A 13,523-nucleotide genomic window follows, 5' to 3' on the forward strand; every position below is an offset into this window, starting at 1 on the left:
ATGGAACAAGGTGGTGAGATTGTGAAAGATTTAACAAAGTATAGTATGCATTATATAACGTTGCAAATATTTATGTTTCTCGCTTCGTTTTTATTAAGTTTAACAGTCGTATTTCAAAATATATATTTAGGAAAAATTATTAACCAAATGCTCGTCGTAAAATCAAATGGACAACAACTTTATTTATGGCTAGCAATCTTGCTCATTGTATTGCTTTTAAGAGCATGCTTTAACTACCTTAATCAATTATCAGGACAAAAACTTTCTTATAAAGTTAAAAGAGATGTTAGACATCAATTGATAAATAATGAAACAGATAGAACTAAAATAACAATGATTACTGAAGTGGTTGAGGGTATACATCCTTTTTATGAATCATATTTGCCACAAGTCTTCAAATCAACCATTATCCCAGTATCGATTATCGTTACATTACTCTTTATTCATTGGCCAGCTGCGTTAATTATGATGATTACAGCGCCGTTTATTCCACTGTTCTATATTGTATTTGGGCTGAGAACTCGTGATAAAGCGAAAGACCAAATGCAATCGTTAGATCAATTTGCAGCAGAATTTATAGATTTAACAAAAGGTCTCGTATCGTTAAAACTTTTCAATCGAACACATGAAACGACTGAAAAAATCTATAAATCAAGTACGTCATTTAGAGATTTAACGATGGAAATTTTGAAAAGTGCCTTCTTATCAGGCTTAATGTTGGAATTTATCTCGATGCTTGGAATAGGTATAGTTGCGCTAGAAGTAGGGTTAAGATTAATCGTATTTCACGATGTATCTTTTGTAGTTGCCATTATTACTTTATTATTAGCACCAGAATTTTATAATGCGATTAAAGACCTAGGACAAGCTTTCCATACGGGTAAACAAAGTGAAGGTTATATAGAATTGATTGAAGATATGAATAATGAAGAATCTATACAAGCTTCAAACATTCAAATTGATTCAAATATGAATGATGAAGATATCATTCAATTTGATCATGTGTCATTCACTTACCCAGAGCGTAAAGATTTTGCATTTGATCAAATCAATATAAGTATAAAAGAAAATCATCATACAGCAATTATTGGACCGAGTGGTGCAGGTAAATCGACATTAATCAAACTTATGTTAAATGAATTGAATCCCAATGAAGGTAAGATTATTTATAAAAAACCACTCAAAATGGGGTATCTATCCCAAAGACCTTATATTTTCAGCGCATCTTTGTATGAAAATGTCACAATGTTCCAAAATTATGATGAAAATCGTGTTAGTGAAGTGTTAACTGAAGTGGGTTTACTTGAAAAAGTAAAACAATTATCTAAAGGTATGCATACGATGATTGGTGATGGTTATGAAATGTTGTCTGGTGGAGAAATGAGAAGAATAGAACTAGCCAGATTACTATTACTTGATCCAGATGTGGTTATTTTTGATGAACCGACAACTGGATTAGATATTGAAACCGAACAACTTATCGTGCAAACTGTTAACCAATTTGCGCATCAAAAGACTATTCTCACAATCGCACATCGAAAAGAAGTGTTGAGATATGCCACTGATTATATAGAAATTCATAATGGAACAGTTCAATCATATGACGCATCTCAAAAAGGTGGTGCTACGTCATGAAAAAATTAAAAATTAAATTTGATAAAGACTTCTATCTTTCTATTGTAATAGGCGTATTTGGCATGCTAACTGCACTTGGAATGTTTGCTTTAAGTGGATATATGATATCTAAAAGTGCGCTTGGAACACCTTTATATGCATTAATGATTTTAATTGTATCTATTAAGTTATTCGGTTTTGTTCGTGCAATAACTAGATATTTCGAAAGATTATATTCGCATCGTTCTACATTTACAATGTTGAGAGATATACGTGTTAACTTGTTTAATCAACTCATTCCAATCGTTCCAAACGTATTTAGAAGATACCGTTCGAGCGATTTATTAACGCAAATGGTAAACCACGTTGAACGATTACAAAATATTTTACTCAGAGTTTATTATCCACCAATTGTTATTATTATAACGACAGTTATAACAATACTCGTGATGATTAATTTCAATATATATGCAGGTGTGATTATAGGACTTTCAATGTTGATGTCAGTCATCATCATCCCTTATTTATCAGCTAAAAGAGCTGAAAGTTTGGCTGAATCTGTTCAACAAAGTGAAGAAACATATGTTGCTGAATACTTTGATTTTGAAAAAGGACGTTCAGAATTAAAAAGATTCCAACAATATCGTGCATTTAAAGAGAAAGTGTTAAATAAACAATATCAATATGAAGATAAAAAATATAAAGAACAGAAATTTTTAAGTTCTTATGACTTTATGCTGAATTTATCATCGATGGTGAGTATTTGGTGTATGACGATCTTATGTATTTGGCAAATTCAAGAAGGTGTATTAAACGCTGTATTCTTTGCGAGTATATTAATGATTACAATTACGTTATTTGAACAAGCTATCCCGATGACTAATGTTGCTTTTTACAAAGCGGATACAGAGCGAAGTCTTAAAAATATTGAAGAAGTCATCAATCAATCATTTGAATTACCTCAAGAACGTTCAGTTCAAAATCATGCATTGTATAAAGCAGAGAATGTAATGTTTAAATATGATTTTCAAGAAAGAGAAACGTTATCTCAAATTAACTTTGAAATAAATAAAGGAGATCATGTAGCTATTATAGGTCCTTCAGGTTCAGGTAAGACAACGATGCTTAATATATTAATGGGATTATATAGTGTGAACGATGGTACTTTATCCTATAAAAATGAACAGTTGTCTCATGTGATTCAAGAAGATTATGTGAATGAAATCAATACAATGTTGCAACATAATCATTATTTCGAAGGCACAGTAAGAGAGAATTTATTAATTGAAGTAGAAGATGAGCTGATGACAAACGTTCTTGCTGCCGTAAATTTAAATCATTTAAACTTAGATCAGCAGCTAACTAAAAACGCTGAGAATATTTCAGGTGGGGAACGTCAACGTTTATCATTAGCAAGATTATTGTTAAGAAAAGCACAAATATGGTTGCTTGATGAACCAACAGCTTCATTAGATGAAGAAAACGAAGAAAATGTTATGAATCTCTTATTAAATAAAGATGATACAATTGTGATTGTGACGCATAACTTGAAATATTTACAAAGCTTCGATCATATAATCGTCATGAATGAAGGACATATCATAGAGCAAGGTAGTTATTCTCAACTCATTAAAGAACAAGGTTATTTATATAAAGTCATTCAATATAATGAACAATTAGAATAAATACTAGAAAAAAATAAGCATATCACTTTAAACTGAGCATTCAGTTGCGTGATATGCTTATTTATTTTGAGCAAGATGATAGATGCTTGCTGTATTATTTTTCTTGATTGATTTTATCTACATTATTGATCAATTTTTGTAATAAGTTGTTTAATTGATTAGTTTCTTCATCATTTAACTCTGATACATCTTGAATTAAATGTGAAGCTTGGTGTAAATGTGGTTTCATTTGTTCACTTTTTTCTGTTAGATGAACAAACACTTCTCTTTGATCTAATTCAGAACGTACACGTTTGATTAAATCTAAATTTTCCATTCTTTTTAATAAAGGGGATACAGTACCTGTATCTAGGGCTAAGTCTGTTACAAGCTTTTTGACATTGACCGGTGCGGTTTCCCATAAAATCGTTAATACTAAATATTGTGGATATGTAATATTGTACGTCTTGAAAATTTTGTTTGAATAATAGCGGTTAACTTGTCGTTGCGCATTATACAAATTAAAACACAATTGGTTTTGGATATCTAATTTATCCGGCATAATCTTTCCCCCAAACTACAAATGCAATGGTTCATTATTTTTTTGAAATCTCCTAATTCATTATATAATGAATAATTTTATTTTGTAAATATTTTAGTGGTGTGTAATTTATAAATATTTAAAGTATAAGTTATAGGATAAACTTTAAGTCTTTGTAGTTTCTGAACTTATATCATATAATTACAGAAAGGTGGTTTGAATATGAGTCAAAGTATGAAGAATAAAAATAAAATGGCAGTAACAATTTTGACAGGTTTTTTAGGTAGTGGTAAAACAACATTACTTCAAAGACTCATCATGAAAGCAAAGGAATCTGGTCAAAAGGTCGCAATCATTATGAATGAATTTGGTTCTTTTGATGTTGATAGCAATTTGTTAGGTGATGATGTCTCTACTCAAAGTTTATTAAATGGTTGTATATGCTGCTCATTGAAAGATGATATTGAAGTTGTATTACATAATTTATATCATAAAGACCAGCCTGATCTTGTATTAATTGAAGCAACTGGTATTGCGCATCCTGTAGAAGTAGTGGATGCATGTCAAAACCCTTCATTAGTGGATAAAGTTGAAATGCCAACAATTATTGGTGTAATGGACGGGAAAAGATATTTAGAAAGATCGAGATATACCGTTCAGACGAAGCAATTAATGGAAGAACAAATGTTATATTCACATTTGATTATTATTAATAAGTCTGATGAATTATCTACTGAAGAAAAAGCGTCATTAGAAACGTCATTACAAACGATTAAGCATCAACCAATCCTACACTTTACGCAGTTTTCAAATATTGATGGTGTTGAAATACCTGTAAATGAGGCTTTGTCACTTCAAGCTAAACATAGTCATCATCACGGTATTCAATCCATAAATTATACATTTAGTGGTCCGATAGAAATGGAATTATTAATGAATTTCTTAAGACAATTACCTGATTCGATTCTTAGAATTAAAGGATTTGTTAAATTTAGAGAAGAACCAGAACAAACTTATTTATTTCAATATGCATTTGGGGTACCTCAATATGAACCAGAAATAATGAATATGCCTTTAACAATTGTCATAATAGGTGAATCTATAGATAAGGCAAGTATTCGTAACAAGTTAGATATGTTGAATTTTTCTTAGGAGATGATGGGATGGAAAGAATTCGTATAAATAAACATGTTAGTTATTCTAGAATTGTACATGGTTTTTGGAGATTGAATGAATGGGGTTATAACAATCAACAATTAAATGATTTCATACATGAAATAGTTGATAGAGGCATTACAACAATGGATCATGCGGATATATATGGTAATTATACATGTGAATCATTATTTGGTGATGCATTAGCTTTAACACCTAATTTAAGAGAGAAAATTGAAATCGTCACAAAATGCGGTATTATTTTACCGAATGATCAAATCGCTAAAAATACTGGTCATCGATATGATCAAAGTTATGATCATATTATTGAATCAGTTGATAAATCGCTATTAAATCTTAAGACGGATTACATCGATACGCTACTGATTCATCGACCATCTCCATTAATGGATCCAGATGAAGTAACGCGTGCAGTGATGCATTTAGTTGAACAAGGAAAAATAAAAGCGTTCGGTGTTTCAAACTTTAAATGTAATCAATATGAATTATTAAATGAAAGTTTGAAGAAAGAAATGTCTCATATCTCAGTTAATCAAGTTGAAGTATCACCATATCAACTTGAAAATATTGAAGATTGTACATTAAATAGAATGTTGCAACATGATGTTAAAGTAATGGCATGGAGTCCATTAGCTGGTGGTAAGTTATTTGATCAAAATGATGAAAAAGCAAGACGCATTATGGCAGTTATACAACCGTTAGCAGAAAAATATAACGTATCAGTGAGCACAGTGATTTACAGTTGGTTACTCAGATTGCCATCAAAAGTAATGCCAATTGTAGGTTCAAGTAAGATAGAAAGAGTTGACGAAGCTGTAAATGCTACGAAATTACAATTAACAGATCAAGAGTGGTTCGATATTTATGTCGCATCACGTGGTGAAGATATATTATAGTATGATAATGATATAAAAATGAGGCTAGAACCAATATACAGGTTCCAGCCTCATTTTTTTAGATTAATATTTATTTTTCTAGTCTGTTTAATGTAATTTCTCCTAAAGATTTTGCTGCAACTTGCAAGCAATCTTCATTCACATCAAATTTAGGGTGATGATTCATATATGGTTCTGTTACGCCTTCAGGTTTACTGCCTACAATGTAGAATGAACCAGGAATTTTTTGTAGATAGTATGCGAAGTCTTCTGAACCTGTAACTTGAGGTATTTCAACTAATTGTTGGAAATAGTCGCCTTTACTATTTGATAATATTTCTGCTACTTTATCAGTTTGTTCTGGGTGGTTATAAAGTACAGGATAACCAAATTGATAATCTAAGTCATATTCAATATCGAAGCCCACTGCAACACTATCTGCAATTTTTTTGATTTCTTGATACATTGTTTCTTCTAATTCAGGGTTTAAATATCTAGCAGTACCTTTGATTGTAACGCTATCTTGAATAACGTTGTATCCACCTGGTGCTTCGAATGCGCCAATCGTAACGACACCCATATCTAATGGATCGATACGTCTTGATACAATCGTTTGAATAGCATTTACAAAGTTTGTCCCAGCAACTAATGCGTCATGTGTTTTGTGTGGACTTGCTGCATGTCCGCCTAAACCATTAATCGTCAACTTGAATGTTGAACTTCCTGAGAATGAAGGTCCTTTATTGTAACCAATAAATTCTGGTCCAGCTACTGGAACGATGTGGATACCATAAACTTCATCTAAGTCATCAAGTGCACCAGATTCTACAAGTGCTTTAGCACCACCAGGAGGTTTCTCCTCAGCATGTTGATGAATGATTTTAACTGTGCCAGGTAATTCTTCTTTAATTTCAATAAGTGCATCTGCAAGCCCCATTAAATAAGCAGTATGAGCATCATGACCACAAGCATGCATAACACCTTCATTTTGTGATTTGAAAGGAACATCTGTTTCTTCTGTTATAGGTAAAGCATCAAAGTCAGCTCTTAAACCAATCGTTCTACCTTCTTGACCACCTTTAATTTCTACAATAATAGCATGTTCTTTTTCTAAAGGTTGTGTTACTTTAACATCTTTGCCTTCGTAAAATGATTTAATATATTCAGCAGTTTGCGTTTCTTCAAATGATAGTTCTGGGTGTTGATGCAAATGCCTTCTAATATCAATCATGGCACTTTCTTTCTTTTCAATTAGGTTAAAAAGCTTTTCTTTTAAATTATTCATGATTTACCTCCTAAAATTATACTAGAAAAGTATAACAGTAATCTTTTACTGTATAAAATGATTGCACTTATAAAACAACTAAAAAAATTTGGTTGATTTTGGTTGATTGTGAACGAAAGTGATTGACAATGAAATGAAAACGTTTTATTATGTAGAGGAATAGGGGAGATTGTATGTTAACGACTGAAAGACATCAATTAATATTAGAAGAGATTAATCTACGGGAAACAGTATCTCTACAAGAACTTATTAATTTGACGAATTCAAGTACATCAACAATTAGGAGAGATTTATCTCAACTTGAAGAAAGAGGTATGCTCAAAAGAGTTCATGGTGGTGCAACTCAAATAACAAAGCGCCATGAAGAGCGTAATATGACAGATAAAGAATCGCGACATCAAGATGAAAAACGAGAGATTGCACGATTAGCTGTCAGTCAAATTTCAGATGGAGATACGATATATTTAGATGCTGGGACAACTACTTTAGAAATGATTCCGTTCATTACACAACAAGATATTATCGTTGTGACAAATGGTTTAACACATGTAAGACCGTTATTAGAGAAAGGCATTTCTGTTTATATGACAGGTGGAGAAGTAAAGGCAACGACATTTGCGAATATAGGCGTAAATGCAGTTAAATCCCTTGAAAGATATCGTTTTGACAAAGCTTTTATTGGTATGAATGGCATTGATTTGAACTATGGGTTAACGACACCAGACCCTTACGAATCAGAAATGAAAGAAACGGCCATTCATTTAGCATCTCAAGTATATGTCTTGTTAGATCATTCTAAATTTAATGAAGTATCGTTTGCGGAAGTAACATATGATAAATCAATAGAGATACTAACTTCACAAAAAGCGATTCAAACATTAAATAATTTAAATCAATTTAAAGAAAAATATAACATTAACGGAGGACAAAAATGATATATACAGTTACGTTTAATCCATCAATTGATTATGTAATGTTTACCAATCAATTTGAAGTAGGTGAATTAAACAGAGCACATGAAACAAACAAGTTTGCTGGTGGAAAAGGTATCAATGTTTCTCGAGTACTTCAAACATTAGATATCAAAAGTACAGCAACAGGTTTTATAGGTGGATTTCCTGGAGATTTTATTAAAGATGCACTTAATCAAGCAAACATCTTAACTGACTTCGTAGAGGTTAAAGATGATACAAGAATCAATGTGAAATTAAAATCTGGTTTAGAAACTGAAATCAATGGTCCGGGACCAAATATTGAACCACATAACTATGAAGAATTTTTAACGAAAATGAAAAATACGCAATCAGAAGATACGGTTATAATTGCGGGCAGTGTGCCAAGTTCATTACAAAATCCAGTCTATCAAGAAGTAGCAGAAATACTTAAACAAACTGGTGCAAATTTAATCGTTGATGCTGAGAAAGATTTGATGAAATCAGTACTAGCGTATAATCCGAAATTTGTTAAACCAAATAAACATGAATTAGAAGAAATATTTGATAAACAAATTGAAACGGATAAAGAAGTTATTGAATGTGCTGAGCAATTATTGAATGAAGGTGCTCAAGCAGTCATCGTTTCACTCGGTGGAGAAGGTGCTATTTATGTGGATCAACAAACACGATTAAAAGCTATCGTACCAAGTGGTCAAGTTGTGAATACAGTTGGTTCAGGTGACAGTACTGTTGCTGGTATGGTAGCAGGATTAGAAGCTGGCAAAGACATAGAATCAGCATTTAAATTGGCAGTAAGCTGTGGTACAGCAACAGCATTTAATGCGGATTTAGCTAATAAAGAAGATATAGAAAAAATAATTTCTAAAGTAATCATTAAACATGTTTAAAATAGGGAGGTTATTAAAATGAGAATTACAGAACTATTAACGAAGGAAACCATTGCAATGGATCTTTCTGCAACAAGTAAAGATCAAGTCATTGATGAGTTAGTTGCGCAATTAAACAGCGCTGGAAAATTAAGCGACGAGGCAACTTTTAAAGAAGCGATTCATGCAAGAGAATCACAAAGTACAACAGGAATTGGTGAAGGGATTGCGATTCCTCATGCTAAAACAGATGCTGTACAGTCTGCAGCGATTGCTTTTGGTAAATCTGTTGAAGGTGTAGATTATCAATCATTAGATATGCAACCAGCTCATTTATTCTTTATGATTGCTGCGCCAGCTGGTGGTGCACAAACACATTTAGATGCCCTTGCTAAACTTTCAGGTATTTTGATGGATGAAGATGTAAGAGCAGAGTTATTACAAGCGAAAAGTAAAGAAGAAGTATTAAATATCATTAATAAGCATGATGATGAAGCTTCAGATGAAACTTCAGAAGAAGCAGCTGTAACGAATGCAGAAGCGGATTCAGAAAAAGGACTTGTATTAGCTGTAACAGCATGTCCTACAGGTATTGCACATACTTATATGGCTGCGGATGCGTTGAAAAATCAAGCTAAAAAAATGGGTGTACCTATTAAAGTTGAAACAAATGGTTCAGGCGGTATTAAAAATCACTTAACAGATGAAGAAATTGAAAAAGCATCAGGTATCATTGTAGCTGCGGATGTGCATGTTGAAACAGATCGTTTCGATGGTAAAAATGTAATTCAAGTTCCGGTTGCTGATGGTATTAAACGCCCAGAAGAATTAATCAATATGGCGCAAGACACATCACGTAAACCATTCGTAGCTAAAGGTACGAAACAAAGTAGTGCTGCTAGCAATGAAAAACAAAGTGTATCTAAGACGATATATAAACACTTAATGAATGGTGTTTCTAATATGTTACCACTCGTTATATCTGGTGGTATCTTGATGGCAATCGTATTCTTATTTGGTGAAAACTCATTTGATCCAAAGAGTGGACAATATAACGAATTTGCAGCTAATTTATGGTCGATTGGTAGCGAAAGTGCATTTAAATTAATCGTGCCTATTTTAGCAGGTTTCATCGCTAGAAGTATTGCAGATAAACCTGGTTTCGCATCTGGTTTAGTCGGTGGTATGTTAGCAGTAGCGGGTGGTTCAGGATTCTTAGGTGGTATTATCGCTGGTTTCCTTGCAGGTTATTTAACAGAAGGTATCAAATATGTATTTAAGAACTTACCTCAAATGTTTGAAGGTTTAAAACCTACATTAATTTATCCAATTTTATCAGTATCACTTACTGGATTACTTATGGTGTACGTGGTGAATCCACCAACAGCATGGTTAAACAATTTATTATTAGATGGATTAAATAACTTATCTGGTTCTAATATTATGTTATTAGGTTTAGTAATTGGTGCAATGATGGCAATAGATATGGGTGGTCCATTTAATAAAGCTGCATATGTATTTGCGACAGCAGCGTTAACAGAAGGAAATGCAGCAGCAATTACAGCAGCTATGGTTGGTGGTATGATTCCACCAATAGCAATTGCAACAGCGATGTTAATCTTTAGAAAGAAATTTACGAAAGCACAAAAAGGTTCTATTATTCCAAACTATGTGATGGGATTATCATTTATTACAGAAGGTGCTATTCCATTTGCAGCAGCAGATCCATTACGTGTCATTCCATCAATGATGGTTGGTTCAGGTATTGGCGGAGCGTTAGCTTTAGGATTAGGTTCAAGAATTCAAGCACCACATGGCGGTATCTTTGTTATATTTGCAACTGACTTCGGTCATGTATTACAAACATTACTAGCAGTAGTTATCGGTGCATTAGTTGCAGCAATTATTTATGGTGTTATTAAACCTAAATTAACGAAAGAGCAACTTGAAATCGCAGAAGAAGTAGAATAATCAATATAACGTATTAAATTAAAAGCTGTCTACAGAGTTGTGACTTTGTAGACAGCTTTTTTAGTCATTGCTTTAAATCCTCGGCCAAAAGTATGATGCTGATTTAACATGTTTAAAATTGAAAAGTTGGGGAAATTTTTATATGATTAAATTAAATTATTATAATATGTAGAAAATGGTAAACATAGGGAAAGATGTGAACAATGTTATATTACAAGACAATTATCAAATCAAATGACGCAGAATGGGTTACGTTGATACACGGAGCTGGTGGTAGTTCTTCGATTTGGTTTAAACAAATGAGATATTATAGGAAACATTTTAATATATTACTCGTAGATTTAAGAGGACATGGGAAGTCTGCGAATAAAGAATGGAAGAAAAATGATTCATTTGAACATTTAGCAAAAGAAGTTGTAGATGTATTGGATCATTTAAATATAGACAAGACACATATTATCGGCATGAGCCTTGGCACAATTGTTGGTCAAACAATGGCGCAATCATATCCGGAGAGAATTACGACATTGGTTTTAGGTGGGGCCATCATTAATGTAAATTTAAGGACTAAATTCTTGTTAGCAATCGGCCGTACGATTATGAATTTTGTACCGTATATGTTGCTTTATAAACTGTTTGCATACATTATTATGCCTAAGAAAGCTCATGAAGAATCTCGCTTGAGATTTGTGAATGAAGCTAAGAAAGTGTCTCAAAAACAATTTATTAAATGGGTTAAATTAACGAAGCTTGTGAATCCTTATTTAGCACATTTACAAGTTGCAACAAGAGATATTCCAACGCTCTTTATCATGGGAGAAGAAGACTATTTATTTATGCCACCAGTAGAAAGACTCGTTAAAGAAAATGAAAACTTTTCAATAGAAATAATAGAGCAAGCTGGTCACGTATGTAATATTGATCAACCAGAAGCTTTTAATAAAATTAGTTCTAAATTTATCATGCAACACGTTGGAACGACGACTATATAAAGAATGTATGTGTAGACTTCTACATTTACATTCTTTCTTATATCATTTAAATTGAGATAAAAATATGGTACACTAAAAATAATATGCTAATATCGGGGGAGGTGACGCTAAATGGGAAGGATTTAGTTTTGAAAACGTATATCATAAATAAACTTATTGAACAAAATCATACAAAGGTGACCATGGCGTCACCGCAAAATATTTGGAGGTGAATCCCTAGAAATAGGGAACTAATTGGAAATTTCGACCATAATAAACTTTATTGTATTCTTTATATTAATTGCATTTACAATGGTATTTGTAGGATCTGAATTCGCGCTTGTAAAGGTGCGTATAACTAGAATTGAACAATTAATTTCTGAAGGAAGTAAATCAGCTAAAATTGTACATAAAATGATCAAAGAACTAGATTATTATTTATCTGCATGTCAGCTTGGTATTACTGTAACATCACTTGGATTAGGTTGGATTGGTGAACCGACATTTGAAGTTTTAATACATCCTGTATTAGACTTCTTTAACTTGCCAGACGCATTAACTACAACTTTCTCCATAGCGATCAGTTTCTTAATTGTAACGTTTATCCATGTAGTAGTTGGTGAATTAGCACCAAAAACGGTAGCAATTCAACAGGCAGAAAGACTTACACTTGTCTTCGGCCGACCATTATATTATTTCGGTATCGTTATGAAACCGTTAATTTGGTCAATGAATGGCGCAGCACGTATTCTAGTTAGAGCAATAGGTATTCAACCTACTAACGAAGAACAAGCAATGTCAGAAGAAGAATTAAAGCTTATCATGACTCAAAGCTATCAAAGTGGTGAAATCAACCACACTGAATTAGCTTATATGCAAAATATTTTCTCATTCGATGAAAGATTAGCAAAAGATATCATGGTACCTAGAACACAAATGGTTACATTAACAGAACCATTTAATATTGAAGAATTATTAGAAATTATAAATGAACATCATTACACACGTTACCCAATTACTGAAGATGGCGATAAAGACCATATTAAAGGCTTTATCAATGTTAAAGAATTTTTAACAGAATACGCTTCAGGTGAACAAATTAAAATTAATAACTACGTACATGACTTACCACTTATTCACGAAGTTACAAGAATTAGTGATGCATTAGTAAAAATGCAAAAAGATCATGTTCATATGGCGTTAGTTATTGATGAATATGGTGGTACAGCTGGTGTCATCACGATGGAAGATATATTAGAAGAAATCGTTGGTGAAATTCGTGATGAATTTGATGATGATGAAGTAAATGATATCATTCAAACTGGTGAAGATACTTACCAAATTAATGGACGAGTAACTTTATCAGAATTAGAAGAAAAATTCGGAATTGAATTTGTAGATTCAGACGATATTGATACAATCGGTGGTTGGTTACAAGCACATAACCCAGAAATTGAAAAAGACGACTATGTCGATACAGAATATGATAAATGGGTTGTTATTGATGTTGAAAATCACCAAATTAAGACAGTTGCTTTACACAAAGATTTTATAAAAGAAAGAAAAAGTATCTTTGACGAAGACGAAGAAGACGAGGATTAAAA

11 protein-coding genes are annotated in these 13,523 nt (G+C 32.4%); 9 read left to right on the forward strand and 2 right to left on the reverse strand.

Annotated elements, in window-relative coordinates; genetic code table 11:
- Positions 1-21: 21 nt before the first annotated feature.
- Both LQ617_RS06610 and cydC read left to right on the forward strand, forming a co-directional pair.
- Complete coding sequence (locus LQ617_RS06610) at positions 22-1,635, forward strand: ABC transporter ATP-binding protein/permease (protein ID WP_239740031.1); 1,614 nt, start codon at positions 22-24, stop codon at positions 1,633-1,635.
- Positions 1,632-3,299, forward strand: coding sequence for a thiol reductant ABC exporter subunit CydC (gene cydC / locus LQ617_RS06615; RefSeq protein ID WP_191836363.1), 1,668 nt, complete (start codon positions 1,632-1,634; stop codon positions 3,297-3,299). The genes LQ617_RS06610 and cydC overlap by 4 nt, the downstream gene beginning before the upstream one ends.
- A gap of 94 nt (positions 3,300-3,393) precedes the next feature.
- Here the strand turns inward: cydC and LQ617_RS06620 are convergent, their stop codons facing one another.
- Positions 3,394-3,840 carry a MarR family winged helix-turn-helix transcriptional regulator gene (locus tag LQ617_RS06620; RefSeq protein WP_025904738.1) on the reverse strand — a complete coding sequence of 149 codons (447 nt, stop codon included), beginning with the start codon at positions 3,838-3,840 and terminating at the stop codon, positions 3,394-3,396.
- A 201-nt stretch (positions 3,841-4,041) separates the two neighbouring features.
- Here LQ617_RS06620 and LQ617_RS06625 point away from each other — a divergent pair, with 201 nt between their 5' ends.
- Entirely contained in the window at positions 4,042-4,971 is a 930-nt protein-coding gene (locus tag LQ617_RS06625; protein WP_239740032.1) for a CobW family GTP-binding protein, read from the forward strand.
- Between the two features lie 11 nt (positions 4,972-4,982).
- Positions 4,983-5,891, forward strand: a complete 909-nt coding sequence (locus LQ617_RS06630; protein ID WP_025904740.1) for an aldo/keto reductase — start codon at positions 4,983-4,985, stop codon at positions 5,889-5,891.
- A gap of 70 nt (positions 5,892-5,961) precedes the next feature.
- Here the strand turns inward: LQ617_RS06630 and LQ617_RS06635 are convergent, their stop codons facing one another.
- Positions 5,962-7,155: a M20 metallopeptidase family protein gene (locus tag LQ617_RS06635; protein WP_126476685.1), complete on the reverse strand. Its 1,194-nt coding sequence runs from the start codon at positions 7,153-7,155 to the stop codon at positions 5,962-5,964.
- Between the two features lie 173 nt (positions 7,156-7,328).
- Between LQ617_RS06635 and LQ617_RS06640 the strand changes: the two genes are divergently transcribed.
- The 5 genes from LQ617_RS06640 (at position 7,329) to LQ617_RS06660 (ending at position 13,521) form a co-directional block, all read left to right on the forward strand.
- A complete protein-coding gene (locus LQ617_RS06640) occupies positions 7,329-8,090 on the forward strand; it encodes a DeoR/GlpR family DNA-binding transcription regulator (RefSeq protein WP_126476684.1) in 762 nt (253 codons plus the stop codon).
- Positions 8,087-8,998: a 1-phosphofructokinase gene (gene pfkB / locus LQ617_RS06645; protein WP_239740033.1), complete on the forward strand. Its 912-nt coding sequence runs from the start codon at positions 8,087-8,089 to the stop codon at positions 8,996-8,998. Before LQ617_RS06640 ends, pfkB begins: the two co-directional genes overlap by 4 nt.
- Before the next feature lie 18 nt (positions 8,999-9,016).
- A complete protein-coding gene (locus LQ617_RS06650) occupies positions 9,017-10,948 on the forward strand; it encodes a PTS fructose transporter subunit IIABC (protein ID WP_037589266.1) in 1,932 nt (643 codons plus the stop codon).
- Positions 10,949-11,151: 203 nt separating this feature from the next.
- A complete protein-coding gene (locus LQ617_RS06655; RefSeq protein WP_239740034.1) occupies positions 11,152-11,940 on the forward strand; it encodes an alpha/beta fold hydrolase in 789 nt (262 codons plus the stop codon).
- Between the two features lie 234 nt (positions 11,941-12,174).
- Positions 12,175-13,521, forward strand: a complete 1,347-nt coding sequence (locus LQ617_RS06660) for a hemolysin family protein (RefSeq protein ID WP_025904746.1) — start codon at positions 12,175-12,177, stop codon at positions 13,519-13,521.
- Positions 13,522-13,523: the final 2 nt, after the last annotated feature.

This window comes from Mammaliicoccus sp. P-M59, from assembly GCF_022386135.1.
GTDB classification, from domain to species: domain Bacteria; phylum Bacillota; class Bacilli; order Staphylococcales; family Staphylococcaceae; genus Mammaliicoccus; species Mammaliicoccus sciuri_A.

What these genes read in the sequence shown, in the direction of transcription:
- cydC (WP_191836363.1), top strand. Translation starts at nt 1,632, where the DNA reads ATGAAAAAATTAAAAATTAAATTTGATAAAGACTTCTATCTTTCTATT.
- LQ617_RS06620 (WP_025904738.1), bottom strand. Translation starts at nt 3,840, where the DNA reads ATGCCGGATAAATTAGATATCCAAAACCAATTGTGTTTTAATTTGTAT.
- LQ617_RS06625 (WP_239740032.1), top strand. Translation starts at nt 4,042, where the DNA reads ATGAGTCAAAGTATGAAGAATAAAAATAAAATGGCAGTAACAATTTTG.
- LQ617_RS06630 (WP_025904740.1), top strand. Translation starts at nt 4,983, where the DNA reads ATGGAAAGAATTCGTATAAATAAACATGTTAGTTATTCTAGAATTGTA.
- LQ617_RS06635 (WP_126476685.1), bottom strand. Translation starts at nt 7,155, where the DNA reads ATGAATAATTTAAAAGAAAAGCTTTTTAACCTAATTGAAAAGAAAGAA.
- LQ617_RS06640 (WP_126476684.1), top strand. Translation starts at nt 7,329, where the DNA reads ATGTTAACGACTGAAAGACATCAATTAATATTAGAAGAGATTAATCTA.
- pfkB (WP_239740033.1), top strand. Translation starts at nt 8,087, where the DNA reads ATGATATATACAGTTACGTTTAATCCATCAATTGATTATGTAATGTTT.
- LQ617_RS06650 (WP_037589266.1), top strand. Translation starts at nt 9,017, where the DNA reads ATGAGAATTACAGAACTATTAACGAAGGAAACCATTGCAATGGATCTT.
- LQ617_RS06655 (WP_239740034.1), top strand. Translation starts at nt 11,152, where the DNA reads ATGTTATATTACAAGACAATTATCAAATCAAATGACGCAGAATGGGTT.